Genomic DNA, 26416 nt, shown 5'->3' on the forward strand with positions numbered 1-26416 from the left:
GCAGACAACGTCCTCCTGGGTAAGAATCTCGACTGTCGAGATACTTCACCGTGGAGGCTTCATGCGACGCGCCTGGCTGACGCTCATCTGCGCGCTTCTGATCGGCGGCGGCGTGCTCGCGTTCGCCGGACCGCTCGAAACGACCAACGACCCGACCGCCTCGCTGCCGGGCAACGCCGAGTCGACCCGGGTCGCCGAGCTGGAACGGCAGCTGCCGTCCGGGCAGGTCAACCCGGCCCTGATCGTCTTCGCCAAGGACGACGGCACCGCGCTCACCGAGGCCGAGCTGGAGAAGATCGGCTCGTTCGGCCGGCCGATCGTCGCCCCCGGCAAGGACGCCGCGATCGTCTCCAAGCCCTATCCGGCCGGCTATTCGGCCGAGCAGATCGTCGACGCCGTCGGCCAGCTGCGCGAGCAGGTGCGGGCGGAGATTCCGGACGGCATCACGGCCCAGGTCACCGGCGGTGCGGGTTTCACCGCCGACCTCGCCGACAGCTTCTCGGGCGCCAACACCCGCCTGCTGATCGTCACCGTCGTCGTGGTCGCACTGCTGCTGCTCGTCACCTACCGCAGCCCGATCCTGTGGCTGGTCCCGCTCGCCGTCGTCGGCCTGGCCGACCGCCTGAGCGGATCGGTCGTGGCGATCCTGTCCCGGCACACCGATCTGGCCATCGACGCCTCCACCAACGGCATCATCACCGTGCTCGTCTTCGGCGCCGGCACCAACTACGCCCTGCTGATCATCTCGCGGTACCGGGAGGAGTTGCACCGGCACGAGGACCGGTTCGAGGCCATGCGCACCGCGCTCAAGGGGGCCGGGCCGGCGGTACTGGCGAGCTCCGGGACGGTCGTGCTCAGCCTGCTCACGTTGCTGCTGGCCAGCCTCGGCAAGAACCTCGCGCTGGGCGTGGCCGGGGCGGCCGGCATCGCCATCGCGGCCGTGTTCGCGCTGTTCGTTCTGCCGCCCGCCCTGCTGGTCTGCGGCCGTGGCCTGTTCTGGCCGTTCGTCCCGCGCGTCGGGCAGGCCGGGGTCGAGGCCGGCCGGGGCCTCTGGGCGCGGATCGGTCGCGCGGTCTCGCACCGCCCGGTCGTCGTCACCGCGGCCGCTGTGGCCGTCCTTGCCGTGCTCGGCAGCGGCCTGATCGGCACCAAGCTGGGCCTCTCGCAGGCCGACCAGTTCCGGGTCGAGGCCGAGGCGGTCGACGGTCTCGAGACGGTCAGCCGCTACTTCCCGGCCGGCGCCACCGATCCCGCCACCATCATGACCACGCCGGCCCGGGCCGAGGAGGTGCTCGCGGTCGTCACGAGGACGCCCGGTGTCGCCAGTGCGCGCGTCGGCGAGCAGGCCGGCGATCTGGCGAGCATCAGCGCCGTGCTCACGGCCGCGCCGGACACCCCGGAGGCGTACGAGACCGTACGGGCTCTGCGGGACCGTGTGCACGCTCAGGACGCGCTCGTCGGCGGCAGCGTGGCGGCCAGTCTGGACGACCGCGACGCCGCCCGGCGCGACCTCACCGTCATCGTCCCCGCGGTTCTGATCGTCGTCCTGCTCGTTCTGATCGGCCTGTTGCGGGCCCTGGTCGCGCCCGTCCTGCTGCTCGTCACGGTGATCGCCAGCTTCGGGGCCGCGCTGGGTTCTGGCAGCTGGCTGTTCCGGCACGTGTTCGACTATCCGGCGCTCGACACCGGCGTACCGCTGCTGTCGTTCCTGTTCCTGGTGGCGCTGGGCGTGGACTACAACATCTTCCTGGTGACGCGGGCCCGAGAGGAGACGCCGGCGCGCGGCACGCGGGAGGGGATGGTGCACGCCCTGGCCGTCACCGGTGGCGTCATCACCAGCGCGGGCATCCTGCTGGCGGCCGTGTTCGCCGTGCTGGGTGTGCTGCCGGTCATCACGCTGACCCAGATCGGCGTGATCGTGGGCATCGGCGTCCTGCTGGACACCCTGCTCGTCCGGACCGTCCTCGTCCCCGCCCTGGCCACGATGACCGGGGACCGGTTCTGGTGGCCGGGGCGTCTCAGCTCGGCGACGCCGTCAGCGGAACTCCAGCGAACGGAATAGCCGTCGTCGCGCCACCGCCCGCGGGGTGCCGCCACACCCCGCGGCGGGCCAGCTCGGGCAGCACCCCCTCGCCGAACCAGTACGCCTCCTCGAGGTGCGGGTAGCCGGACAGGATGAACTCGTCGATGCCCAGCGCCGCGTACTCCTGGATGCGGTCGGCCACCTCGGAATGGCTGCCGACCAGGGCCGTGCCCGCGCCGCCGCGCACCAGCCCGACGCCCGCCCACAGGTTGGGTGCGACGACCAGCCCGTCGCGGGAACCGCCGTGCAGGTCGAGCATGCGCCGCTGGCCCTCCGACTCGCTGCGGTTGAGCCCCGCCTGCACGGCCGCGATGTCGGCCTCGGACACGTTGCGCAGCAGGCGGTCGGCCTCGGCCCATGCCTGTTCGGCGGTGTCGCGGGTGATGACGTGCAGCCGGATACCGAAGCGCATGTCCGGCTTGAGCGAGCGGATCCAGTCGAGCTTCGCCGCGACCTTCTCCGGTGGTTCGCCCCAGGTGAGGTAGACGTCGGCGTGGTCGGCCGCGACCGGTCCGGCCGCCTTCGACGAGCCCCCGAAATAGATGGCCGGAGCGGGGTCGGGCAGTTTGGCCAGCTTCGCGCCCTCGACCCGCAGGTGCTCGCCCTCATGGGTGACGGTCTCGCCACGGAACAGGGCCCGCACGATGCCGAGGAATTCCCCCGTACGGGCATAGCGCGCGTCCTTGTCGAGGAAGTCGCCGTATTGGCGCTGTTCGTGCGACTCCCCGCCGGTGACGACGTTGAGCAGCAGCCGCCCGCCGGAGAGCCGCTGGAACGTCGACGCCATCTGCGCGGCCAGGGTCGGCGAGATGACGCCCGGCCGGAACGCGACGAGGAACTTGAGCCGCTCGGTCACCTCGGTCAGCATCGCGGTGCTCAGCCATGCGTCTTCGCACCAGGCGCCGGTCGGGGTGAGCGCGCCGACAAAACCGAGCTGCTCGGCGCTGCGGGCGATCTGCCCGAGATAGCCGATGGTGAGCGGGCGGACGCCGCCGGCCGATCCGACCGGGGTGCCGTGGCCGCCGCCCACGATGTCGCGGCTGTCGCCGTTGGTGGGCAGGAACCAGTGAAAGTCCATGCCCGGAACCCTACCGTTATTTCCTACAAAGTCGATAGGGTCTATCGCATGGATGAGCGTGCATACGACGAGCGGCGGTTCGGTCAGTGGCTCTCGGGCCAGGCGACCGGGCTCGACCGCCGTGACCTGTTGAAACTCGCCGCCGCGGCCGGAGTCGCGGGCGCCCTGCTCCCCGCCTCCCCGGCCACCGCGGCCGATGGCCCCATCGTCAAGCCGCTACCGCCCGAGCTGTTCCGCACCTTCGGCACGAACGCCGAGACGCTCTGGTCGGCGCTCAAGGACGTCGGCTACCACGTGCCGATCGACCGCTTCTTCGTCCGCAACCACACCAGCACCCCGATCATCGACGCCGACGCCTGGCGGCTCACCGTCTTCGGTGCCGGCCTGCGCGGCGGCCCGGTCGAGTTCTCCTTGCGCGACCTGAAGCGCCTGCCCTCGGTGGCCCGCTCGGTCACGATCGAGTGCGCGGGCAACGGCCGGAGCTACTTCACGACCCAGCAGAGCCAGACCGTTTCCGGTACGGCCTGGGGCCTGGGCGCGGTCGGGGTCGCGCGCTGGCGTGGCGTCCGGCTGTCCACTGTGCTGCGCCGGGCCGGCCTCACGTCCCGGGCCGTCGACGTGCAGGCCTCGGGCCTCGACCCGAACTACGTCACCGGTGGTGTCGACCTCGGTCCCGTACGGCGTCCCCTGCCCGTCCGCAAGGCACTGGACGACGTCCTGCTCGCGTACGAGATGAACGGCTCGCCCCTGCCCGCCGACCACGGCCATCCCGTACGGCTCGTCGTGCCCTCGTGGATCGGCATCTCGTCCATCAAGTGGGTGGGCCGCATCGAGGTCTCCGACGCGCCCCTCTTCTCACCGTGGAACACGCAGTTCTACCGGTTCTTCGGCCCCGGGTTCCCGGCCGACGGGCAGCCGTTCGACCGCCAGTCCATCAAGAGCGCCTTCGAACTCGACCCCGGCGCCACGTTCCCGGCCGGCCGCCTGACCTGGCTGACCGGCCGTTCGTGGTCGGCCGCCGGGCGCATCAGGCACGTCGAGGTGAGCACCGACGGCGGCACGCACTGGCGGCGCGCCCGCCCGACCGGCCCGTCGATCGACAACGCCTGGCAGCGCTGGGAGATCGACTGGCGGCCGGCCGCGGGCGACCACGTGCTGCTGGCTCGGGCCACCGACGTCCGCGGCAACACCCAGCCCGACGTGGCCCGCTTCAACACCCTCGGCTACCTGTTCGACGCCGTGGTGAAGGTGCCGGTGACCGCGGCTTAGGCCTCCTTGAGCAGGACGGGCTGGCCCTGCTGCACCTCGAGCACGGCCCGCCCGTTCAGCGGCTTCTTCAACGTGGCCGTCACCGTACGCGGGTAGCCGACCAAGGTGCAGGCCCATACCGCGCCGGGCGGAACGCTCGGTTCCGGGCCGCTGTACGGAATCCGCTGGATGATGATCGCCACCGCGATGTCCGTCTCGACGGTCTCGGCCACGAAGTCCTCGCCGCACGGCTTGTCGGCGCCCTCCTGAGCGCCGGTGAGGTCCGCGGTGAGCTTGCGGCCGTCCACGCGCACGGCCTCGGCCACCGACCCTTCGGGGATCTCGTCGGGGTTTCCGGCCGGCGGCGCCACCGTGGCCGGCCCACCGGTTTCGAGTGCCATCCGCTTCACCCGCACCTCGGTGTCCGCGAGCGAGTATTCCCAGGCCGGAACGGTCGCCTTCCCCCGCGTGGTCGCCACCGTCATCGTGGTCAGGCGCGCCCCGGTCACCGGGTGCCGCGCACACTGCGGGCAGTCGTCCCGCGCGGCCAGCTTCCGCAGCCCCTCCGGCGCCGACATCAACGGCCGCTTCAGCCGCTCACCGTTGCCCCACACCACTTCGCCGGTCTCACGCGGCGCCGGCGGCAACGTGCCCACCGGCTCGAAACGCCCGGCGCCGATCGCCGTCTTGAGCTGCTCGTTGCGAGCCTCCAGAGTCCCGACCATCGCCGATTCCTGCCCCTGCAACACCACGAAGCCGTTGGCGCCCATCGCCGCCTCGTAGTTGGCCAGCACGACCTGGGCCCGTTCCCGCAGCCGCTGCAGATTCTCGGCGGCGCCGGGCCGCGAAGGCACCGGTTCGGGTTCCTCGGCCGTGCCCGTCGCCGGACCACACCCCGAAAGCATCGCCACCACCGTGAACCACGCCAACCGTCGCCTCATGTCGCCTCCCCGCGTTTCGACGGGAGACATCGTCGCAAAGTTCCGCCGCCCGCAGGTGAACCAGACCGCGGCCCGGCCCGTGGTGGCAGTGTTCCGCCGCCACGACCGAGGGATTCCCATGAGACTCACTGCCCTGCTCACCGCATCCGCCGTCGCCGCCGGCACCGGGATCCTGATCGCGCTGCCCGCCCAGGCCGAGGGCACCGGAGCCGCCTACGTCGCGCTCGGCGACTCGTACGCCTCCGGCGAGGGCGCACCGGAGAGCCACTACCTCGAAGGCGACTCGATTGCGAAGGACGGCGTCACCACCGGTTGCCACCGCGCCTACAGCTCGTGGGCGTTCGGGGTGGCCGCGACCGTGCAGCCGGCCGACGGGATCCTCGCGGCCTGCTCCGGCGCCCGTGCGACGCACCTGTTCGGGCCGAACGACTCCTACCCCACCACGGAATCCGCCCAGATCGACGAGGTGGGGTCGTCGACCCGTCTGGTGACGCTCTCGATCGGGGGCAACGACGTCGGGTTCGCCGATGTCGTCCGGGGTTGCGTCTCCGCGCCCGGCAAACGCGGCCGCTACGACTGCCGCCTCGAGGGCCGCCCGGTGCATGACGACGCCGTCCGCAATCTCAACAAGCTCACCAACCTCGGAGTGGACACGCCGAACGGCCCGATGACCCTGGCCGGGATCTACCACGCGGTCGCGGAACGGATGGCTCCCGACGGCGTGCTGGTGGTGGCCAACTATCCCCAGTTGTTCAGCGAGTCCATCGAGGGTTACCGGGACGAGGAATACAGCTGCAAGGTCGGAACCGCCTACGGCGTGGCCACGGCCACCGTCAAGTACGACGACGCGTTGTGGATGAACAGCCTGGCCCAGGAGGGCAACGCGGCCATCGCGAACGGCGTCGCCGAGGCCAACCGCACCTTGCAGGAGGCCGGGAACACGCAGTCCGTGGTCCTGGCCGACGTGGACACGGCCTTCGAGGGGCATCGCATTTGCGGCGGCGACAAGTGGATCAACGGTGCTCAGCTTGCCGGCGCCACGCCGAAACAGACGAGCATGCACCCGTCCGTCAAGGGCCAGGAGGCCTACTGCCGCGCGGTGACCGCGGCTCTGCCTGGCAGCCCCGCCCCGCGCTGCGACTTCGACCAGGCGACCCAGTCCTACAACTGATCCGGGTTTTCGAGGGTGAGCGCTCACGCAGGCCGCCCGGGTGGGTCTCGCGTTCTGGCCGCGCAACGGCCGGCGAAGCCCGCCCGGGCCCTCCGGGGCCGGCGCCGCACAGTGGGGCCAGCACCCGGTGTGTGCCGTCAGACGCCGACCGGGACGTCGCCGCGCAGGGTGATGCGGTGCATGACGCGGCGTTCGGTGCCGTAGTCGCGGTTGGCGTAGTGAGCGGTGCTGCGGTTGTCCCACATGGCGACGTCCCCGGGGCGCCAGCGGTGGCGGACGATGTGTTCGGGCTTGGTCAGGTGGGCGTAGAGCAGGTCGAGGATGGCCCGGCTCTCGAACTCGGACACCCCGACGATGTGCGACGTGAAGCCGGGGTTGACGAAGATGCCGCGCCGGCCGGTCTCGGGGTGCACGCGGATGACCGGGTGCTCGATGGGCTCGAGTTTGGTGACGACCTCGCCGTCCCACTCGTTGCCCCGGCCGCCGCGGCGCTGGGCCAGGTAGTAGCCGAACTCGCGGTTGCCGTCGTGGACCGCCACCAGCTTGTCGGCCAGTTCGCGCACGGGGGCCGAGAGCGAGTCGTAGGCCAGCTGAGCGTCGGCCCAGTTGGTGTCGCCCCCGGTCGGCGGCAGCGTCACGGCGCGCAGGATCGAGCCCAGGGGCGGGCGCCGCATGAACGTCACGTCGGTGTGCCACACGTCGGCGAAACCGTTGTCGGCGCTGTCCAGGGCGTAGACCTCGGGGTGCTCGGCGTCGACGCCGCCGACCACGGGATGCGAGGCGGTCAGCTCGCCGATGCGGCGGCCCAGCGAGATCTGGCCGTCGTCGTCCAGGGTCTGGTCGCGGAAGAACAGCACCTTGCGGTCCACCAGGGCGGCCCGGATGTCGGCCACGTCGGCGTCGGACACCTTGCTCAGGTCGATGCCGTGGACGATCGCCCCGAAGTGCGGGGACAGCTGGTCGAAGATCATGCGGATACCTCCGAACGGGTACGGACCGCGGCGCCCACCTCGGCGCGCAGCGCGGCGAACTCGGGAAGACCGCGCAGCTCGTCGGGGGCGAGCCCGGTGCGCGGCAGGGTGATGGGCAGGTCGAGCGCGATCTGCCCGGGCCGGGGCGTGAGCACCACGACCCGGCTGCCGAGGAAGACCGCCTCGTCGACGCTGTGGGTCACGAACACGCAGGTGCGGCCCGTCTCGTGACTGACGCGGCGGAGGTCTTCCTGCAGGCGTTCGCGGGTCAGCGCGTCGAGGGCGGCGAACGGCTCGTCGAGCAGCAGCAGCGGGTTGTCGACGGCCAGCGCCCGGGCGATGGCGACGCGCTGCTGCTGGCCGCCGCTGATCTGCCAGGTGCGCCGGCGGGCGACGCCGTGCAGGCCGACCCGTTCCAGCAAAAGATCCACATCGGCCTCGGAAGCGGGCTGCCCGGCGTACTTGAGGGCGAGGGCGACGTTGCCGCCGACGCTGCGCCAGGGGAACAGGCGGGGCTGCTGGAAGACCAGCCCGGCGCCGCGCCCCGGCACGGGCGGTTCCCCGGCCGTGCGTACGGTGCCGAAGGTGGGCTCCTCGAAGCCGGCGATCAGGCGCAGCAACGTGCTCTTGCCGCAGCCCGAGGCTCCGACCAGCACCAGGAACTCGCCCTCGGGAACGGTCAGGTCGATCGGGCCGACCGCGGTGACGTCGCCGTAGCGGTGTTCGACGCCCTGCACCGCGATGGCGTCAGCCGAGGACACCGGGGAGCCCCTGCACGTAGATGGCCTTCTGCACGTCGGCCAGAGCCGGAACGGCGTCGATCTTCTGCTGGCCCTTGAGGAATTCGGCCGCGCTGACCAGGTTGCCGGCCAGCTTGCCGACCTTGTCGGGGGTGCCCAGCCACTCGTCGGAGGCGAGGTCGGCCGGCTTGAGGAAGACGCCCTGGGACAGCTGTTCCTGGGCCTCCTCGGGCGACAGGTTGAGCTCGGCCCCGATCGCCTTGGCGGCGGCGGCCGGGTCGGCGGCGATCAGGTCGAGGGCCTGCGCCTCCACCTTGCGCCAGGCGTCCACGGCCTCGGGGTGGTTGGTGATGAAGTCGGTGGAGACCACGCCCAGGTCGAGGGTCGGCTTGCCCGCGGTGGCCAGCTCGCGGCTGGAGATGAGCACCTTGCCGGTCTTCTTGATCTCGGCGAGCGACGGCAGCCAGGTGTACGCGGCGTCGAGGTCCCCGCGGGTCCAGGCGGCCTGGATGTCCTGCGGCTCGAGGTCGACGATGTTGACGTCGCTCTCCTTAAGGCCGGCCTGGTCGAGCGCGGCCAGCAGGCTGTAGTGCGCGGTCGACGCGAACGGGGTGCCGACCTTCTTGCCCTTGAGCGACGCGACATCGGTGACACCGCTGCCGTTGCGGGCGACCAGAGCCTCGTTGTCACCGGCGACGTCGAGGACGAAGGCCACCTGGTACGGGATGTTCAGCGGCGCCGACAAGCCCCGCGCGACCGGGCTGGACCCGATGGCCGCGATGTCGATGCTCCTGGCCACGAACGCGGTGTTGATGCTGGCGCCGGAGTCGAACTTGGTCCAGGTGATCTGGTAGTCGGGCAGCGCCTTCTCGAGCAGGCCCTGGTTCTTCACGACGAGGTCGCCGCTGGGGAAGGCCTGATAGGCGAGCCGGATGGATTTCTTCTCCGGGTCCGCGCCCCCGCTGGCCGCACCGTTGCCGCAGGCGGCGAGCGAAAAGACGGCCAGGCCGGCGATGATCTTCTTGAACAAGGCGATTCCTTCTAGGCACGGCCCCGCCACGGGATCAGCCGGTTCTCGGCCGTCCGCAGCAGGGCGTCGATGAGCAGGCCGGAGAGGCCGATGGCGAACAGCCCGAGCACGACGACGTCGGTCTGTGAGTAGCGCTGGGCGTCGCGGACCATGCCGCCGATGCCGGGGACGCCGTTGATGGTCTCGGCGGCGACGACCGAGCTGTACGCCATGCCGACCGCGAGCCGCACACCGGTGAAGATCTCGGGCAGCGCGTTGGGCAGCGTCACGTCCCGGATCACCTCCCAGCGGCCGGCGCCGAGGGCCCGGGCCGCCTCGACCAGCCCGGTCGGCGCGCCCTGGACGGCGGCCGCGGTGGCGACGGCGACCGGGGGCAGGGCGGCGATGGAGAGCAGCCACAGCTTGGGGGTCTCGTCGATGCCGAACCAGATGATGAACAGGCTGAAGTACGCCAGGGGCGGCAGCGCCCGGACGAACGTGACCACCGGCTCGGTGACGACCCGCAGCCACGGGATGACGCCCATCAGGACACCGGTGACAAGGCCGCCGGCGACACCGATGACCGAGCCGATGAGGATGCGGCGCAACGAGATGCCGAGGTGCTCGACGAGCAGGTGACCGGAGTAGCCGGTGGTCGACGTCCGGATCAGCTGGTCCCAGACCGCGCCCGGCGAGGGGATGAAGGTGGGGTTCCGCGTGGTGCGGGCGGCCAGCTCCCACAGTCCATAGAGGACGAGAAGAGCCACCAGCCGCAGAGCGAACCGGCGCCGCCGCCCACCCGAAGGGGCCAGCGGCGACCGGCGTTCAGCGGCCGGCGCGGAGGGCGGCGCGGACAGTAGGGAGGTCACGCGTCATTTCCTACCTTGCCTATCGGTTTTAGGCAAGCACGCGTCCCGGCTGCTGGACGCCGAGCACACCGCGCAGGCCCTCGACGACCGCCGCCGCAAGGGACTGGTCGGCTCCGGAACGGGCGCGGAAACTCAGCTCGGCCGGCTCGACCGGGGGCAGATCGTCGCGCACGGCCAGCCCGTCCGGCGTCGAGGCCGAGGTCGCCATCAGGGCCACCCCGAGACCACTGCGCACGGCGTCGAGCACGCCCGCCACATAGCCGCTGTCGCAGACCACGTACGGGTCGAGACCCCGCTCGGCCAGGGCGGCGAGCGCCCGACGACGGAGAAGGCAGGGCTCCTCGATGGCCACGACCGGCCACGCCCGCCCGGCCGGAGGCGTCCAGCCCGTCGCGGCGTACCAGCTCAGCGGCAGCGGCCCGACCGGCACGCCGGGCGACGAGGAAGCCTCGGCCAGGTGCACGGCCAGATCGAGCGCGCCCCGGTCGATGGCGTCGTCGAGGCGGCGGGTGCGGTCGATGCGGAAACGCACCTGGTGCTCGGGCAGGGCGGCCGTGACCGCGGGCAGGATCAGCGCCGCCGCATGCTCGGTGGTGCCGACCGTGACGGTGGGCCGCTCGACCCCGACCAGGCGGCGCAGGGCGTCGTCGTGGGCGGTCAGGATGCGCCGCGCCTCGGCCAGCAGCGCCTGCCCGTCCGGCGTGAACGCGGCCCCCCGCCCCCGGCGCTCGACCAGCGGGCGCCCGATCACCTTCTCGAGCCGGCGCAGGTGCTGGCTCACCGCCGACTGGCTGATCAGCAGGGTGGTCGCGGCCCGATGGAAGCCGCCGCAGTCGGCCACCGCGACCAGGCTGCGCAGCGCGACGATGTCCAGCACTTGTGCCATGCGCGGGACGCTAACAACGAATTGATACGAGGATTGCCGACCTGTGAACGACCGGGACCGATCAGCATTCGTCATCGGTGCCGAGAAGCGATCGTCGTTGGACAGCGGCAGCCGGAACCGACGATGCTGGTGACGATCTCCTACTGAATCGATAGCCGAGGAAGAAGATGACGAACGCCTACGACGAACCTGAGGGCATCGCGCCGCGCGGCACGGTCATCGTCGCCGCCGGACGGGGTGAGACCACCGCCGCGTACGCCCGTTTCGGCAAGCGCATCGCCTCCGACGGCTATCGCGTCCGGGTGCTGCCCGACGTCACCGCCGACTCCGGACAGAGCCTCGCCGAGGCCGGAAAACTGCTGGTCGACGATGGTCTGCCCGGCCCCAAGGTGGTCGTCGGATCGGACACCGGCGCCCTGTTCGCGCTCGACCTGGCCGCCGGCCGCGCGCCCGGCCTGGACGCGCTCGTGCTGGCCGGCATCCCGGTGCCGCGGCGGATCAACCTGCTGGGCTGGGAGGCCGAGGTCGAGGCCCGCACATCGTGCCCGAACCACCAGCGGGTGCTGTCCGAAGGGGCGGCCGTGCGTGGCGCGCTCGAGAAGGCGCCCGAGGCCCGCGAAAAGAGCGACGTGAGCCTGCCCACGCTCGGGCTGCACGGCGACGCCGACTCGATCAGTCCGCTCGGTGAGGCCCGCGCCTACTACCCGGGGACGCTGGTGGCGATCACCGGCGGCAAGCACGACGTGCTCAACGACGTCAGCCACCGCACGGTCGCCGCCACGGTGGTGCTCTTCCTGGAGCGGCTGCGCCTCGGGGCCGACCTGCCGGCGATCGCGCAGGAGCAGCGGTGACCCGCTACGTCGTGGTCGGGGCGGGCGCGGTCGGGGCCACCGTCGCGGCCGAGCTGCACCGGGCCGGAGTCGGGACACTGCTGATCGCCCGGGGCGCCCAGCTGGCCGCGCTGCGCCGGGACGGGCTGCGGTACGTACGGCCGGACGGCGAGCACCTGGTGCGGGTGCCGGTGGCCGGGGGTCCGGGCGAGGTCGAACTGACCCGGGACGACGTGCTCGTGTTCGCGACCAAGGCCCAGGACACCGCTGAGGCCGTACGGGAATGGGCCTGGCAGCCGGTGCGGGGCGGGACGACCGCGGCCGCCGATCTGCCGGCCGTCACGCTGCAGAACGGGCTCGTCAACGAACGGCTCGCGCTGCGCTCCTTCGCCACCGTGCTCGGCGCGGTCATCTGGGTCCCGGCCGAATACCTGGTCGCCGGCGAGGTCGTGAACCCGGCCGTGCCCCACCCGGCCGTCGTGTGGGTGGGCCGGTTCCCGACCGGCGACGACCCCCGCGCCGAAGAGGTGGCGGCCGACCTGCGGCGGGCCGGCATCCCGGCCCATGTCACCGGGGACATCGCCGGGCACAAGGCGACCAAGCTCCTCGGCAACCTGATCAACGGGCTCGACGCGCTCTACCCGCCGTCGCCGGCGCGCACAACCGCGCTCGACGCGCTGCGCGAGGAGGCCCAGCAGGTGTTCGCGGCGGCCGGCATCGTCCCCGCGCCCCGGCCCGACGTCGAGTTCTCCATCGCCGAGATCCCGGGGCGCCCACGCGGTGGCAACTCGACCTGGCAGAGCCTGGCCCGGGGCGGGCGCACCGAGATCGACTATCTGAGCGGCGAGATCGTGTTGCTGGCCCGGCTGCACGGCGTCGAGGCGCCGCTGAACGCCGCGGTGCAGGCCCGCGTCCACCGGGCCGCCGCCGCCGGCACCCCGGCCGGGTCGCTCGACGAGGCCGACCTGGCCGCCACCGTCGGCGCCGAACGGCACCGCGCGGCCGTGCTGATCGGCGTGGACGAGCTCTACGCGCGGGTAGCCGAGCCGCCGCCCCCGCCGGTGCTGCTCGACGTGCGCTGGAAACTCGGTGACCCGCACGGCGCCGACCACTACCGCGCGGGGCACATCCCGGGCGCGGTCTACGTCGACCTCGACACCGAGCTGGCCGGTCCGCACTCCCCCGGCGCCGGACGGCACCCGCTTCCGGCCATCGAGGACCTTCAGGCCGCGGCCCGGCGCTGGGGTCTGACCCGTGGGCGCGGCGTGGTGGTCTACGACGACAGCGGCGGCCTGGCGGCGGCCCGCGCGTGGTGGCTGCTGCGCTGGGCCGGTGTCCCGAACGTGCGCATCCTCGACGGCGGCCTGGCCGCGTGGACGGCCGCCGGGCACGCCGCCGTCGCCGGGGAGGCCCGGCCGCAACCGCCGGGCGACATCACGCTCTCGGCCGGGCACCTGCCGACCCTGACCGCCGACGAGGCCGCCACCTTGCCCGGCCCGGGAACGCTGATCGACGCCCGGGCCGCCGAGCGCTACCGCGGCGACGTCGAGCCGATCGACCCGCGCGCCGGCCACATCCCGGGGGCGGTCAGCAAGCCGACGACCGGGAATCTGAGCGAGGGCGTGCCGCTGTTCCGGGCCACCGGCGAGCTGCGGGAGCGGTTCGCGGACGTGACCGGCCCGGTCGGCGTCTACTGTGGATCGGGTGTGACCGCCGCGCACGAGATCGCAGCCCTGGCCGTCGCCGGCATCGACGCGGCGTTATATCCCGGTTCGTGGTCGGCCTGGTCCTCCGACCCCGACCGGCCCCTGGAAAAGGGCGACCCCGAGTGACGAACTGGTGGGAGTCCATCGGTGTCACGTGGTCCTCTGACACCGGTGTCGTGGAGGAGCGCCGGGTCGACCGGTCGGGGTGGGCGCCGGTCGGGCGGCCCGCGGCGGTGCTGTTCCCCCGCGACGCCGACGAGGTCGCGCGCGTGCTGCGAGGGGCCACCTCCGCCCGTACGGTGGTGGTCCCGCGCGGCGCCGGAACCGCGCTGACCGGCGCCACCACCGCTGGAGAGGGCGCGCTCGTGCTCGACCTGAGCCGCATGGACCGGATCGTGGCGATCGACCCGGACGACGGCACCGCGGTGGTCGAGCCCGGTGTCATCACGGCCGACCTCGACCGTGCGGCCGGGAAACTAGGTCTGCGCTACGCCCCCGACCCGGCCAGCTTCGAGATCTCCACCATCGGCGGCAACATCGCCACCAACGCGGGCGGCCTGCGCTGCGCCAAGTACGGGGTGACGCGCGACGCCGTACTCGGCCTGGAGGTTGTCCTCGCGAGCGGCGAGCGCATCAGGACCGGGCGCTCGACCCTCAAAGGCGTTTCCGGGTACGACCTCACGGGGCTGATCGTCGGCTCGGAGGGCACCCTGGGCGTGGTGGTCGAGGCGACCCTGCGGCTGCGGCCACTCCCCCTGTCCACGACCACCCTGGCCGCGACCTTCGACGACATCGCCCTCGCGGCGGCGGCCGCCGTGGCCCTCACCGCGTCCGGCGTCCAGCCCGCGATGGCCGAACTGCTCGACGCCGCGACGCTGCGCGCGATCGGCACCCGGCCCGACGCCGGCGCCCTTCTGATCGTGCAGACCGACGCCGCCGGTGAGGAACTGGTCGCCGAGAAGGTCCTGGCCGAGACCGCCCGTACGGTCGAGGTGAGCCGCGACCCCACGGCGTTGCTGGCCGCCCGCCGTCAGGCCCTGCCCGCGATCGAACGCCTGGGCCGCCCGCTGATCGAGGACATCGCCGTCCCCCGCTCCCGCCTGGCCGAGGCCGTACGCGCGGTGGAACGGATCGCCGCCCGCCACGGCGTGCCCATCTTCACGCTCTCGCACGCCGCCGACGGCAACCTGCACCCGATCATCGTGGCCGACCCGGCCGCGACCACGATCCCGCCCGAGGTCCAGCGGGCCGCCGACGACATCTTCACGCTGGCGCTGGACCTGGGCGGCACGCTGACCGGCGAGCACGGCATCGGCACGCTGAAACGGGCCTGGCTGGCGCGGGAGATCGGGCCGGTCAGCCACGACCTCCAGCGCCGTATCAAAGCCCTGTTCGACCCGGACAACATCCTCAACCCGGGGAAGGCGATCTAGACCGGGACGTTGACCAGGGGCTGACCAGCGAACGTCTCGACCTGCACCGAGGCCACCTCGTCGGGGGCGATCAGGGCCGAACCGTCGACCGAACCGCCCTCGGCGGCCGCCTTCTCCGAGATCAGCCAGCTGCCGGCCTCGCGGCGGGAACCGTCCTTGCCGATCACGTAGAGCCGGCACTGCTGACCGGCGGCGACCCCGCTCACCTCGGCGTGCACCCGCACCCACCCGGCGGCCGGGATCACGGCGACGGTCATCCGCGCGCCGGTGGCGGCGTCGGCGGCCGAGGCCGTACGGGCGTCGGCCGGAAGCGTCACGGCCGGGTTGGCCTCGATGACCGGCTGGCCGGGGGCGGTTCCCCGGCCCAGCAGCGCGCCACCGCCGAGCACCGCCACGGCGACCACCGCGGCCGCGGCGAGCCAGACCGAGCGGCGTACGCGGTCGTCGCGGGTACGTTCGCCCCGGACCTGCTTGAGGGTGCGCTGCAGCAGCAGTTCCCCGTCGACCGGCGGGCCGTCGATCAGCGCCTCGGGCGGCAGCTCACCGAGCGCGGCCTCCATCTCGCGCAGCTCGTCGAGCTCCTTGCGGCACTGCTCGCAGCCGTCGAGGTGGGTCTGCACGGTGGAGCGTTCGCCGGGCTCGAGCACGCCGAGGACGTACGCGCCGAGCAGTTCGTTGTCGTGCTCGCTCATCAGGCTGCTCCTTCCGCGACGATCCTGGGTCCGGCCGGCTGTTCGGCGATCGCCTCCCGTAATCGGCGCAGCGCGTAGTAGCTGCGCGACTTGACGGTCCCGGCCGGCACACCGAGCGTCTCGGCGGCCTCCTCGACCGTACGGCCCTGGAAGTAGATCTGCCGGAGAACCTGCTGATGCTCGTCGGACAGCTTCTCCATCGCCCCGAGCACCACCATCGAGTCGACCACCTGGTCGGCGTGGTCGCGGGCGACCGGCGTGCTGCTGGGCGTCTCGGCGACCTCGGCCGGGCGGGCCTGACGAGCCCGGTGCCGGTCGATCGCGATGTTCCGGGTGATCGTGAACAGGTAACCGCGTACGGAACCCTTGTCGTTGGTCAGCGCGTCCGGGTTGCGCCAGGCCCTGATCAGTGTCTCCTGCACGACGTCCTCGCCGAGGGCGCGGTCACCCATCAGCCGGGTCGCATAGGCCAGGAGAGCACCGCCGTGCTCGTTGTAGAGCTGGCGGATGAGCACCTCGTCGGCGCTACCCTCCCGCCTTCGCGTCCACGAAGCCATTACCGTCCTCTCACGCCACGTCACGCGATCATGCCCAGATGTTGTTGCACTCCGGCAATCACTCTTTCGGGCATCAACTCACCCGCAAAATGGTGACCGTGTCGTCGTCGCCGTTCGACACGTACGCGAACTTGCCGTCGGGTGAGACGGCCATCGTGCGCGGGCTGCGGCCGACCGGGACGGTCGCGGTGATGCGACCGGTGCGCGGGTCCACCACCGACACCGAGTTGCTGCCCTCGTTGACCGCGTAGGCGTGCCCGGAGTCGGTCGCGAACGCCGCCGCCTGCGGTTTGGTGCCGACCTTGAACGGGCCGCGGCGTTCCAGCGTCACCGCGTCGATGATGTCGACCGCGTTGGCCTGGAAGCAGGCGACCACGACCGTACGCCCGTCGGGTGACACGGCCAGGCTGTGCGGGGCGGCGCTGACCGGGATGGAGCGCAGCCGCTGGTCGTTGCGCATGTCGATGACCGAGACCGTGCTCGACTCGTGGTCGGGGGTGAAGGCGCGCCGCCCGTCGGTGTCGAACGAGACCGCGTGCGGGTTCTCCGGCACGAAGACGCGGCCCTCCAGCTTCTGCTCGGCGGCCGAATAGATCTCGACATTGCGCCCGCCGTGGATCGGCACCCACAGACGGCCGTCGGGGGCCACGGCCAGCGCGTACGGCTGGACGCCGGTGTTCAGATTCTTCAGGACGGTCAGCTTCTCGGCGTCGACCACGGCCACGCCACTGCCGTCGAGCAGGTCCTCGTACATGGAGACGAAGACGCGCCGGCCGTCGCGGGAGACGGCGACGAAGCGCGGGGTGTTGCGCAGCTGCACGCTCTTGACGTCGCCCGAGGTGAGGTCGACCACGGAGAGGATGCGCGAGTTCTGGTTGGCCACATAGAGGGTGCGGCTGTCGGGTGAGACCGCCACACCCTCGGGCTCGTCACCGACCTTGATCGTGCCCTCGACGGTGGGTTTGTCGATGCTTTCCCGTCTTGGAGCCGGCGCTTCCGGCGAGGGCGGCGCGGTCGGCGGTGTTGTCGTCGGCTCCTGCTGCACGGCCGGCGGTGCCGCCGTCTCGTTGCCGGTCAGTGTCACCGCCGCGGCGATGCCGGTGCCGGCCAGGAGCACGACAGCGGTCGCGGCTGCGACGATGAGACCCTTCCCAGACTTTTTGGACAATTCAGTTTCCCGTACGGGCGGAAACGCCGACTGGAGACTTCCGAGTCCCGCCACAGCGTTCTGCCGGGCCTCGGCCGCGAAACCGGTGAGCGGCCCGAACCCGATGTGGCCGGTGACCGGCAGGTCAGCCGCGCCGGCCGGCCCGTCGAGCGACACCATGCCGGTGAGCGGGCCGCCACCGGGCAGCCACTGCACCTGCAGCTGGTCGCCGGCGATGCGGGCGCGCAGGCCGCCGCCGGTGACCTTGAGCCGGGACGCGAGGGCCATCGGCGAGCCCGTGATCGTCACCACCGCTTCGAGGCGGGGCGTGCCGGGCGCGACCGGTCCGAAGTCGATCCTCGGCGGTTCCAGCGCGATCGACGTCGAGGCCAGGGCCTCCTCGGCCGCCGCGGACACCTGACGGCTGTCGTCCGAGGTCAGCTCGACGAGGGCGGCCCGGGCGGCCACGGCCGCCTCGCGGTCGTCGCCGCGGGCCAGGTCGAGCAGTTCGCCGACGGCCGCGTGCCGCACATTGCGGTCGGCGTCGCCGGCCCGGGCCGCGAGCTCCGGGGGCAGGTTGTCGGAAGTCATGTGATCACCGCGCCCCATCATGGGCTGGCCGGTCAACCGGCGGAACCCCCCGGTCAGTCGACCGGGTTAGGCCGAAGCTCCAGGACCGGGGCGAGATGCCCCTCGGGAGGCGCCGACCGGGCCGGTTCAGCGCCGAGTTCGCGGCGCAGCCGCCGGGCGGTGCGCCGCCATCGCAGATCGTCGTCGTCGGCCGGGCCCTCGATGAAGGCCTCCGGCGGCAGCGCGGCGAGCGCTGCCAGCAACCGCCCGTCATCCCACATGCCGAGGGGTACGGGCGGCGGGGCCGCCGGGTTCAACACAGCTCCACATGGATATCCATCGCCTCTTCGGTTCCTTCCCCGTGGTCCTCTCCACACGACCCGCCGCCGGTGGGCGGTTCAGGTTTTTGTCGGGGGGCCGGTCTAGGGTCCTTGCCATGACCACCCTCACCGGCCGCGACCGCACGAAGGACGTCACGTTCGGCCGTGGATGACACCGCGATCTACCTGCGCAACGCGGCCGCCATGTGGAGTTCGCTCGGCCCTTCGGTCTCGTACGAGGGGCCGCTCTTCCGGGCGGTGTTCCCCGGCTTCACCCGGCTGATCGCGCTGGCGCCGGCGGGGCCGGTCGAGCCGCCCGACGGCGCGTACACGTTCGAGGACGCGTTCGGCCCGCCCGCCGACGGCCTCGAACGGCTGCCCGTCATGGTCCGTCCACCCGGGCCGGTCGACCCGGTGCAGCCGCGGCCGGGTGTCACGGTGGGTGAGGTGCGCGACGCCGCCGAGCTGGTCGTGGCCGAGCGGGTGATGGTCGACGGGTTCCCGCTGCCGCGGTTCCAGCCCCTGCACCCGGGGCGGGCCCTGCCGGCGCGGGTGTTGTCGCTGCCCGGCTGGCGGGTGTGGCTGGCCTACCGCGACGGCGAACCGGCGGCCGGGGCGTACACCTTCGACGACGGCACCTCCACCGGGGTCTACTGGGTGGTCACGCTGCCCGGTCACCGGGGGCAGGGCCTGGCCGGCACGCTCCTGTCGGCCGCGATCAGCCCGAACCAGCCCCACAGCCTGGTGGCGACCCACGCCGGGCGGCCGTTGTACGAGAAGCTCGGCTTCGCCGTCACCGGCCACGTCAACTGGCACTCCCGCGACTGACCGCCCCGCACCCATCGCCTATTACTCATGTAGGAATGGTTGACGCGGGTGGGGGCGGTGTTCCAGGGTGAACGGGAAGCCGTTGCGAGGAGGCCGCCCATGCCGCAGCTGTCCGCCCGGACCCACCTGGCCGGCCCGACCGACATCGCGACCTACGGCCGATACGAGATCGAACCCCGGGTGGGCTTCACTGGGCGGATCACGGCGGACGGTGAGTTCACCGCGCGGCCGTTCCGCTACCACATCTACGGCGGCTGGTTCTGCCCCTGGTCGCAGCGGGTCGCGATCACCCGCGAGCTGGCCGGGCTGCACGACATCGTCACCATGTCGTACGTCGACAACACCCGCGACGCCCGGGGCTGGGCGTTCCGGGAGCGCTACGGGCCCGACCCGGTCAACGGGTTCACGCTGCTGCGGCAGGCGTACGACGCGACGGTCGACGACTACGCCGGGCACATCGCCGTTCCGACGCTGTGGGACAGGTTCACCACGCGGGTCGTCAGCAACGAGGCCACCGGCATCGGGATCGACCTCGCCACACGGTTCCGGCATCTGGCCGGCAACCCGGTCGACACCTACCCCGAGCACCTGCGCGGGCCGATCGACGAGCTCGACCGGTGGCTGCGGCCGGCCGTCAACGAGGGGGTGGGCGCGGCCGCCCGGGAGCCCGGCCATGCCCGTACGGCGCTGCTCGACGCCTTTGAACTGCTCGACGCCCGTCTCTCCCGCTCGGACTTCCTCGTGGGCGGCGTGCTCACCGAAGCCGACATCCGGCTGTGGGTGACGCTGGTCCGCTACGACGTGGGACCCAACGCTCTGCGCACGATCAACCCCGGCCTGCACGTCTATCCCCACCTGTGGCGTTACGCGCGTCGCCTCTACGCGGTGCCGGCCTTCCGCGACACCACCGAGTTCGCGGCCTTCACCCGCCCGGGCGCAATCCGGCCGGACTGGCACTGACCTCACGGCCGCCACACAGCACAACCGTCTCGTCGCCCTTCCGCTTTACGCGGGCGCCGGGCGGGGTGAGTCTGGTCGGCATGACTGCTATCTCGTTGATGGTCGCGGTGCCCGATGCGGCCGAGGCGTCCGGCTGGTACCAGCGTGCCCTCGGCGCCGTTGAGCTGTGGAACCTCGGGTCGGTGGTGGGGCTCGAGATCGAAGGGGCGCCGTTCTTCCTGGCCGAGCCGGCCGGCAACGGCTGGGACACGCCGCAGGGCGTGGGCACGACGACCGTACGGGTCGAGGTGTTCACCGAGGACCCGGACGCCTTCGTGGCGCGGGCCGCGGCGGCGGGTGCCGACAACCACGATCCCGTACGCGTTCACGACATGCCGTGGGGCCCGCATCGGCAGGGCGGGTTCTTCGATCCGTACGGGCATCTCTGGCTCGTCGGTGACTCTTCGCCGCTGAGTGCTCACTGAGCGCTGACGTGTGCTCCCTACCCTGGGGCGACCAGACCCGGGGGAGGTCAGGTCATGCAGCTCACCGAGGTCAGCATCTTCGGGCTCCGGTCCGTGGTGCTCGTGTTCAAGCACCGCGACAGCCCGCTGCGGTTCGTCCTGATGCCGGTCGTCCACATGGGCCGGCCCGACTACTACCGCCTGCTCTCGGAACGGCTGGCGCGCTGCCAGCTGATCGTGGCCGAAATGTACGACGGTCCGAGCTCGACCGGCCTGGCCTACGTGACCGCGTTGCGGCTCACCCGGCAGTACCGCGGCGGCCCGCTGGTGCACCAGAACATCGACTACGAGGCGCTCGGCGTGCCCACGGTCTGGCCCGACGGCCGCATCCTCGAGGGCCGGCGCCGCCGCCTGCCCCTGGCCGGCTGGATCGACCTGGCCCTGCTGGTGCCCTACCTGACGATCACCATGGCGGTGGGCGGCCGCGACATGCTGATGCGGCAGAACTTCGAGATCAGCGACATCAGCGAGCCCCGCATGCGGTGGGCGCTGATGAACCGCCTGATGCTGGAGGAACGCGACCGCGACCTGGTGGCGACCGTCCAGCGGATCCACACCGAGCGCCGCCACGAGCAGATCGACGTGGCCGTCATCTACGGCGCGGCCCACCTGCCCGCCGTGGTCCGAGCCCTGGCCGGCGGCCTGGGCTACCGCCCCCAACGAGGCGGCGAGTGGCTGCTGGCGATCGACTTCTGAGCGTCCTTTCCTCAGCGGTCGCGGTCGGGCTTGGTGGCTTTGATGACGTAGTAGGCCGGAAGGGAACCGGCGGCCTCGCCCAGCCCGGCGTAGAGGCGGGGCTCGGGGGCCTCGAAGAACTCGTCCAGGCGCAGGCCGGCCCGGATCAGCGCCATCACGACGTCACTGACCGGCCACACGAACGTGGAGAACGACGGCGCGTCGGGCTCGCCGCGAGCTCCGACCGGCAGTTTGGCGTCGTCCTGCTCGGTGTTCGGGTGACCGCGGCCGAAGTAGTCGCCGACCACCGCCAGGCGGCCGGGTTCGCGGGCGGAGAGCACCTCCCAGGCGGGATGGTGGTCGCACAACAACAGCGCGCCGCCAGGCCGGAGCCGAGCGGTCACCATGGTCGCGAGGACGGCGAGGTCGGGGACCCAGCAGATCGCGCCCCAGCTGAGGTAGATCAGATCCAGGTCGACCAGGTCCGGGGGCGGCGTGAGCATGTCGGCCCGGCGGAAGTCGGCGTCGATGCCGGCTTCGGCCGCTCTCGCCCGGGCGGTCGCGACGGCGACGTCGGAGATGTCCACACCGGTGGCGTGTGCGCCGAGAACGGCCCAGGACAACACCTCGTCCCCGTACGAGCATGCGAGGTGCACGACGCGGCGGCCGGTGACGTCGCCGGCCAGGCGGCGTTCGAAGCCCTCCAGGCTGAGTTCGCCCGCTCGGATCCGCTCGACGGGCCGGCCCGAGCGCCGGGGCGCGATGCGGTTCCAGCTGACGCGGTTGGCCTCGGCCACGGCCGTGATGTCGGTATCCACAGCGAAAACGTAGTCGCACCGGGGTCAGGGCTGCTCAACCAGGCGGATGGTGCCGGGGAGGCGGCCGGGGGTGGTGGGCTCGCCGTATTTGAGGGTGTAGAACTCGAGGATCGACTCCCACGCCTCGTCATCGTCGTCGGGGACGCCCTGGGCGGTGTAGTCGCGGTCGGGGGTGTCCTCCACGCAGACGCGCCAGTCGGTTGAGGCGTTGCGCATCAGGCTGTCGGTCAGCTCGGGGGCGATCGCGTAGAGGCCGTCGTCGAGGATCACGTAGCGGGCGTGGAACGTGCGGCCGGTGGCCTGGATGCGCAGCGGCAGGCGCAGGTACGTGGTCAGGTCGCGGGAGCGCTTGTCGTTCCAGATGAGCGAGAACTGGTCGTCGACGAAATGCCCGAGCCCGGACGTCACGTTGGTCTCGTAGTGCCGGACGTCGGAACCCCAACGGTCGCCGGCCGGGAAGAACGAGCTCAACGCCCGGTTGTCCCAGCGGTACAGGCGGGCCGGTGGGAGCGTGTTGTAGATCCGTACGTGCAATCGGGTCTGTTTCTCGCGCGGGACGCGGGCGCGGAAGGCGTCGAGGGCGGCCAGGATCTCGGTGACCAGGCGGGAGATCTCGGTCGAGTCGCGCATGTCGGTGCGGCGCTGCATCGCGGCGGGACTGGTCGGGTCGAGGATCAGGATCTCGACCTGGGCGTTGCGGCGGATCGCGGCCAGCAGGGCGTCCAGGAACTCGGCGCGCCACTGGGTCTCCATGACGTACGGCCAGGCGCCCATGATGCGTACGCGCTGGGAACAACCGGCGACGCCGTCGAGGAAGCGCCGGTGCGGGAAGCCGCCGTGGATCTGTTCCTCGTAGCGCCGCCCGAACTTGATGATCGGTTCCAGGACCACCGCGACCAGGAATACGCCGAGCACCGACGACCCGAGGTTGATCAGGACGTCCTGGGCGGCGCCCGCCATGGTGACGCCGATCGCGGTGAGAGCGGCGCCGATCAGCAGGATCAGGCCCAGGGCCCCGTAGTAGACGCGACGTGATCTCAGATCGCTGCGGGACCGCCGCATCCATCAACCCCCGTCTGTCGCCTGCCCTCCTTAGATCATGGAGGAAAGCCGCCACCGAGGAAATCAGGCGGGATACTTCACATGCCCGTACGGGATGGATTTGATCGTCATCAGGGTGGCGGCCGCGCCCAGGACGGGGACAGCTCCCCACACCCACGCCGGTCCCCCGACCGCCGGGACGATCACGGCCTGCACGGTCGCGACGAACGCGACGACCGCGCCCACCTGATAAACCGGCCGGGTCCAGCGGCGAAGGACGATCTGACGCTCCACACATCCACCCTTCTGGATCAACGGCTCTCGGAGGCTACTGCACTCGATCTTGTGAAGTCCATGACACCGGCTCATCTCCCACCGGTTATGTCCCGATGACCCCTCGTGACGTCCGGAAGGTTGTGGATCTGGTGGCTCGTGGCCGGTGTGGCCGCGGTCGCCGGTCAGTACGTGCTGCCCGAGGGCAGCCTGACCGCGAGTCTGGTGTACGACGCGATCGGCATCCTGACGGCGATGGCGATCCTGATCTCCGTACGCCTGCACCGGCCCCAGCGCCCGGCCATGTGGCGCTGGTTCGCGGCCGGGCAGATCACCTTCGTGCTGGGCGACCTGACCTGGGAGTTCTACGACAGCGTCCTGCACCTGTCGCCCTACCCGTCGGCGGCCGACGCCTTCTATCTGGCCTCCTACCCGATGCTCGCGGCCGGCCTGTTGCTGCTGGTGCGGCAGCGCCGCAGCTCGGTCGGCGACCTGATCGACGCCGCGATCGTGGCGACCGCGCTCGGCCTGCTGTTCTGGATCTTCGTGTTGCGCCCGGTGGTCGCCGATTCCGGCGCGTCGCTGTTCGAGCACGTCGTGACCGTCGCCTACCCGGTCGTCGACATCCTGCTGATCGCCCTGCTGGCCCGGTTGTTCACCAGCGGCGGCGCCCGCACACCGAGCGTCCATCTACTCGTGGCTTCGCTCGCGCTCCTGCTGACCGGTGACACCGCGTTCTCGGTGATCCCGCTCTATTCCGAAGCGAGCACCCACCCGACCGACGCGGTCTTCCTGCTTTCGTACGTGTTGTGGGGCGCCGCCGCCCTGCACCCGGCGATGGCCGCTCCGCCCGCGACCGGCCGGGTGACGGCCCGCGTCGGCCGGGGCCGGCTGCTGCTGTTCGGTGTCTGCTCGCTGCTGGCGCCCGCCCTGCTGCTGGTGCCCGGCATCGGCGGCAACCCGACCGGCCGGCTGTCGGTCGCGATCGCCGCGGGTGCGCTGATCCTGCTCGTCATCGCCCGGATGTCCGGTTTTGTGTTCGAGGTGCGCCGCCAGTCGGCCGAACTCACCCGGGCCGCGATGAGCGACGAACTGACCGGGCTGGCCAGCCGCCGCCGGTTCGAGGTCGCGCTGGGTGACGCCCTCGTCGCCGGGCGCCCGCAGATGGCGCTGCTCGGGCTGAACGGCTTCAAGAACGTCAACGACGAGCTCGGCCGGCCCATCGGGGACCGGGTGTTGTCACTGCTGGCCGAGCGGCTGACCGCGGTGGCGCCCGGGTCGTCGGTGGTCGCGCGGATCGGCGGCGACGAGTTCGCGGTGCTGCTCGCCTCGGCCAGCGCCGACGAGGCGCGGGCCGTCACGGCCACGATCGCCCACGCGTTGAGCGGGCCGGTCGTGGTCGGCGGGCACGAGCTGTACGTAGGGGTCGCGATCGGTCTGGCCGGCGGGTCCGGGCTGACCCCGGTCGAGATGATGCGGCAGGCCGAGTCGGCCATGTACGCCGCGAAGCAGACCGGCGAGCCCGTACGGAGGTGGACACCCGCCCTGGACGAGCGCGCGGGCGAGTTCGTCAGCCTGGGCGCGGAGATCCGGACGGCGATCGACAGCGAGCAGTTCCGGGTCGTGTACCAGCCGATCGTCGAGCTGCCGTCGGGCCGGGTCGCGGCGGTGGAGGCCCTGGTGCGCTGGGAACACCCGGCGCGGGGTCTGGTCAGCCCGGCCGCGTTCATCCCGGTCGCCGAGCGCAACGGCCTGATCGTGGAGCTCGGCGAGTGGATCCTGCGGACGGCCTGTCACCGGCTGGCCGGTTGGCGCGCCGAGCTGGGTGACCGCGCGCCGGACAAGGTGAGCGTGAACGTGTCGGCCCGCCAGCTGGCCCGCCCGCACTTCGCCGCGACGGTGGCGGCGGCGCTGGCCGACAGCGGCCTGCCCGCGTCGTGCCTGGCCGTGGAGGTCACCGAGACGGCCGTGTTCGAGGGCGGCCAGGCGGTGGTGGCGTTGCACGAGCTGCGCGCGCTCGGCGTGCGGATCGCCTTGGACGACTTCGGCACCGGCCACTCGTCGCTGGGGCTGCTGCAGACCGTGCCGGTGGACATCCTCAAGGTCGACAAGTCGTTCGTCGACAACGTCACCGAGGCCGGTCGGCACACGGTGATCGCCGAGGCGTTGCACCAGGTCAGTTCAGGCCTGGGCCTGGCCGCCGTGGCCGAGGGGGTGGAGACCGCGGCCCAGGCCGAGGCGCTGTACCGGCTGGGCTACCGCCTGCTGCAGGGCTACCACTACGGCCGGCCGGTCGCCGACCCCGACTTCGCCCTGTCGGCGGCGATCGTCACGACCGCCCGCACGAACGCCGAGACCCGAGCCGCCACGGACAGCGACGCCGGCAGCCGACCCGACGCGACCAGCGACGCCGGCAGCCAATATGACGCGAGCAGCGACGCGGGCAGCCGAGCCGGTGCGGGCAACGGCGCCGGAGCCCGGGCCTAGAAATGCACAGCCGGTCGCGACGAGGACCGCGTTGCCTTCTCCACGCTGAGGCATCCGTGACGATCGCCGCGTGGCTGAGGCGGCCGCTGCGGCGATCACAGACGCAGCAGCATCGTGTCGGAGTTGCCTTCGCGGCCGGTCACGACGAAGCCGGCCCGCTCGTAGAGGCGACGCGCGGCGTTGCCGTCCTCGACGCTGAGGCTCAGCCCGGGCCGGCCGCCCTGCCGGGCGAGGTCGATCAGCGCGGACAGCAGCGCCGACGCAATTCCGCGCCCCCGCGCGCAGGGCACGACACCGGCCGTCAGCTCGGGAATGTCGGGCGCCACGAACCCGTAGCCCGCCCGGTCGGCCGGCAACGCCCGCCCCCAGACCGCGCCCACGTCGTGCCCGTCGACCGCCGCCACCACGCCGAGGTCACCCGGCCCGGGGAACCCGTCGAGGTAGCGCTGAGCCATCGGGTCGGCGCGCACCCAGTCGAGCGTGAACCGCGGCCCCGACCAGTTGTAGGCCTCCAGCACGATCAGCTCGAGGAACGGCAGGTCGGCGGCGGTGGCCTCACGGATCAGCACCGCCCGAGAAT

26 protein-coding genes and 1 pseudogene are annotated in these 26416 nt (G+C 71.9%); 12 read left to right on the forward strand and 15 right to left on the reverse strand.

Translation table 11 applies throughout. The features are described 5' to 3' along the window. Positions 1–61 precede the first annotated feature (61 nt). Complete coding sequence (locus tag JIG36_RS13420) at positions 62–2062, forward strand: MMPL family transporter (protein WP_203376439.1); 2001 nt, start codon at positions 62–64, stop codon at positions 2060–2062. On the opposite strand, the gene JIG36_RS13425 is transcribed toward JIG36_RS13420, so the two are convergent. Next, positions 2019–3161, reverse strand: coding sequence for an LLM class flavin-dependent oxidoreductase (locus tag JIG36_RS13425; protein ID WP_203376440.1), 1143 nt, complete (start codon positions 3159–3161; stop codon positions 2019–2021). The genes JIG36_RS13420 and JIG36_RS13425 overlap by 44 nt on opposite strands. Before the next feature lie 48 nt (positions 3162–3209). Here JIG36_RS13425 and JIG36_RS13430 point away from each other — a divergent pair, with 48 nt between their 5' ends. Then, positions 3210–4430, forward strand: a complete 1221-nt coding sequence (locus tag JIG36_RS13430) for a sulfite oxidase (protein ID WP_203376441.1) — start codon at positions 3210–3212, stop codon at positions 4428–4430. Here the strand turns inward: JIG36_RS13430 and JIG36_RS13435 are convergent. Beyond that, the gene (locus tag JIG36_RS13435; protein WP_203376442.1) at positions 4427–5350 is read right to left on the reverse strand and encodes a hypothetical protein; all 924 of its coding nucleotides are present in this window, start codon (positions 5348–5350) and stop codon (positions 4427–4429) included. The two genes, JIG36_RS13430 and JIG36_RS13435, sit on opposite strands and share 4 nt — an antisense overlap. Positions 5351–5468: 118 nt before the next feature. Here JIG36_RS13435 and JIG36_RS13440 point away from each other — a divergent pair, with 118 nt between their 5' ends. Continuing rightward, a complete protein-coding gene (locus JIG36_RS13440) occupies positions 5469–6521 on the forward strand; it encodes an SGNH/GDSL hydrolase family protein (RefSeq protein ID WP_203376443.1) in 1053 nt (350 codons plus the stop codon). Positions 6522–6658: 137 nt separating this feature from the next. Here the strand turns inward: JIG36_RS13440 and JIG36_RS13445 are convergent, their stop codons facing one another. The 5 genes from JIG36_RS13445 to JIG36_RS13465 are packed head-to-tail and all read right to left on the reverse strand — an operon-like array spanning position 6659 to position 10996. After that, positions 6659–7492, reverse strand: coding sequence for a TauD/TfdA dioxygenase family protein (locus tag JIG36_RS13445; RefSeq protein ID WP_203376444.1), 834 nt, complete (start codon positions 7490–7492; stop codon positions 6659–6661). Next, on the reverse strand, positions 7489–8253 hold the full coding sequence (locus JIG36_RS13450) for an ABC transporter ATP-binding protein (protein ID WP_203376445.1): 765 nt from the start codon (positions 8251–8253) through the stop codon (positions 7489–7491). Before JIG36_RS13450 ends, JIG36_RS13445 begins: the two co-directional genes overlap by 4 nt. Further along, positions 8240–9262 (reverse strand): taurine ABC transporter substrate-binding protein, encoded by a 1023-nt coding sequence (locus JIG36_RS13455; protein WP_203376446.1) that lies wholly within the window; start codon positions 9260–9262, stop codon positions 8240–8242. The genes JIG36_RS13450 and JIG36_RS13455 overlap by 14 nt, the downstream gene beginning before the upstream one ends. Before the next feature lie 11 nt (positions 9263–9273). Further along, positions 9274–10110, reverse strand: a complete 837-nt coding sequence (locus JIG36_RS13460) for an ABC transporter permease (protein ID WP_203376447.1) — start codon at positions 10108–10110, stop codon at positions 9274–9276. A 28-nt stretch (positions 10111–10138) separates the two neighbouring features. Beyond that, positions 10139–10996, reverse strand: coding sequence for a LysR family transcriptional regulator (locus JIG36_RS13465; protein ID WP_203376448.1), 858 nt, complete (start codon positions 10994–10996; stop codon positions 10139–10141). Between the two features lie 167 nt (positions 10997–11163). Between JIG36_RS13465 and JIG36_RS13470 the strand changes: the two genes are divergently transcribed. The 4 genes and pseudogenes from JIG36_RS13470 to JIG36_RS13480 all read left to right on the forward strand — a co-directional run bounded on the left by JIG36_RS13470 (position 11164) and on the right by JIG36_RS13480 (position 14965). Next, entirely contained in the window at positions 11164–11847 is a 684-nt protein-coding gene (locus tag JIG36_RS13470; protein ID WP_203376450.1) for an alpha/beta hydrolase, read from the forward strand. 11 nt (positions 11848–11858) lie between these two features. Continuing rightward, positions 11859–12731, forward strand: a pseudogene (locus JIG36_RS51855) (ketopantoate reductase family protein); the annotation flags it as partial. Between the two features lie 99 nt (positions 12732–12830). Then, the gene (locus tag JIG36_RS51860) at positions 12831–13658 is read left to right on the forward strand and encodes a sulfurtransferase (protein WP_307872710.1); all 828 of its coding nucleotides are present in this window, start codon (positions 12831–12833) and stop codon (positions 13656–13658) included. Beyond that, entirely contained in the window at positions 13655–14965 is a 1311-nt protein-coding gene (locus JIG36_RS13480) for an FAD-binding oxidoreductase (protein ID WP_203376452.1), read from the forward strand. The genes JIG36_RS51860 and JIG36_RS13480 overlap by 4 nt, the downstream gene beginning before the upstream one ends. On the opposite strand, the gene JIG36_RS13485 is transcribed toward JIG36_RS13480, so the two are convergent. The 4 genes from JIG36_RS13485 to JIG36_RS13500 all read right to left on the reverse strand — a co-directional run bounded on the left by JIG36_RS13485 (position 14962) and on the right by JIG36_RS13500 (position 18248). After that, on the reverse strand, positions 14962–15657 hold the full coding sequence (locus JIG36_RS13485; protein ID WP_203376454.1) for an anti-sigma factor family protein: 696 nt from the start codon (positions 15655–15657) through the stop codon (positions 14962–14964). The two genes, JIG36_RS13480 and JIG36_RS13485, sit on opposite strands and share 4 nt — an antisense overlap. After that, a complete protein-coding gene (locus tag JIG36_RS13490; RefSeq protein WP_203376455.1) occupies positions 15657–16214 on the reverse strand; it encodes a sigma-70 family RNA polymerase sigma factor in 558 nt (185 codons plus the stop codon). The genes JIG36_RS13485 and JIG36_RS13490 overlap by 1 nt, the downstream gene beginning before the upstream one ends. A 73-nt stretch (positions 16215–16287) precedes the next feature. Further along, the gene (locus tag JIG36_RS13495; RefSeq protein WP_203376457.1) at positions 16288–17952 is read right to left on the reverse strand and encodes a beta-propeller fold lactonase family protein; all 1665 of its coding nucleotides are present in this window, start codon (positions 17950–17952) and stop codon (positions 16288–16290) included. 53 nt (positions 17953–18005) lie between these two features. Continuing rightward, positions 18006–18248, reverse strand: coding sequence for a hypothetical protein (locus JIG36_RS13500; protein WP_236046695.1), 243 nt, complete (start codon positions 18246–18248; stop codon positions 18006–18008). 168 nt (positions 18249–18416) lie between these two features. On the opposite strand from JIG36_RS13500, the gene JIG36_RS54030 reads away from it, so the two are divergent. The 4 genes from JIG36_RS54030 (at position 18417) to JIG36_RS13520 (ending at position 21238) form a co-directional block, all read left to right on the forward strand. Next, on the forward strand, positions 18417–19079 hold the full coding sequence (locus tag JIG36_RS54030) for a GNAT family N-acetyltransferase (RefSeq protein WP_203376459.1): 663 nt from the start codon (positions 18417–18419) through the stop codon (positions 19077–19079). A 99-nt stretch (positions 19080–19178) separates the two neighbouring features. Beyond that, the gene (locus JIG36_RS13510) at positions 19179–20039 is read left to right on the forward strand and encodes a glutathione S-transferase C-terminal domain-containing protein (protein WP_203376461.1); all 861 of its coding nucleotides are present in this window, start codon (positions 19179–19181) and stop codon (positions 20037–20039) included. A gap of 80 nt (positions 20040–20119) precedes the next feature. Beyond that, complete coding sequence (locus JIG36_RS13515; RefSeq protein ID WP_203376463.1) at positions 20120–20503, forward strand: VOC family protein; 384 nt, start codon at positions 20120–20122, stop codon at positions 20501–20503. A gap of 54 nt (positions 20504–20557) precedes the next feature. Further along, a complete protein-coding gene (locus JIG36_RS13520; RefSeq protein ID WP_203376464.1) occupies positions 20558–21238 on the forward strand; it encodes a hypothetical protein in 681 nt (226 codons plus the stop codon). A gap of 11 nt (positions 21239–21249) precedes the next feature. Here JIG36_RS13520 and JIG36_RS13525 read toward each other — a convergent pair whose 3' ends face one another. The 3 genes from JIG36_RS13525 to JIG36_RS13535 all read right to left on the reverse strand — a co-directional run bounded on the left by JIG36_RS13525 (position 21250) and on the right by JIG36_RS13535 (position 23370). Next, positions 21250–22035 (reverse strand): class I SAM-dependent methyltransferase, encoded by a 786-nt coding sequence (locus JIG36_RS13525; RefSeq protein ID WP_203376465.1) that lies wholly within the window; start codon positions 22033–22035, stop codon positions 21250–21252. 24 nt (positions 22036–22059) lie between these two features. Further along, on the reverse strand, positions 22060–23097 hold the full coding sequence (locus JIG36_RS13530; protein WP_203376467.1) for a hypothetical protein: 1038 nt from the start codon (positions 23095–23097) through the stop codon (positions 22060–22062). A 63-nt stretch (positions 23098–23160) separates the two neighbouring features. Beyond that, a complete protein-coding gene (locus JIG36_RS13535; protein WP_203376468.1) occupies positions 23161–23370 on the reverse strand; it encodes a hypothetical protein in 210 nt (69 codons plus the stop codon). Positions 23371–23475: 105 nt separating this feature from the next. Between JIG36_RS13535 and JIG36_RS13540 the strand changes: the two genes are divergently transcribed. Next, complete coding sequence (locus JIG36_RS13540; protein WP_203376470.1) at positions 23476–25836, forward strand: putative bifunctional diguanylate cyclase/phosphodiesterase; 2361 nt, start codon at positions 23476–23478, stop codon at positions 25834–25836. A 95-nt stretch (positions 25837–25931) separates the two neighbouring features. Here the strand turns inward: JIG36_RS13540 and JIG36_RS13545 are convergent, their stop codons facing one another. After that, positions 25932–26405, reverse strand: a complete 474-nt coding sequence (locus JIG36_RS13545; RefSeq protein WP_203376471.1) for a GNAT family N-acetyltransferase — start codon at positions 26403–26405, stop codon at positions 25932–25934. Positions 26406–26416 lie beyond the last annotated feature (11 nt).

It is taken from the genome of Paractinoplanes ovalisporus (assembly GCF_016834655.1).
Lineage (GTDB): Bacteria > Actinomycetota > Actinomycetes > Mycobacteriales > Micromonosporaceae > Actinoplanes > Actinoplanes ovalisporus.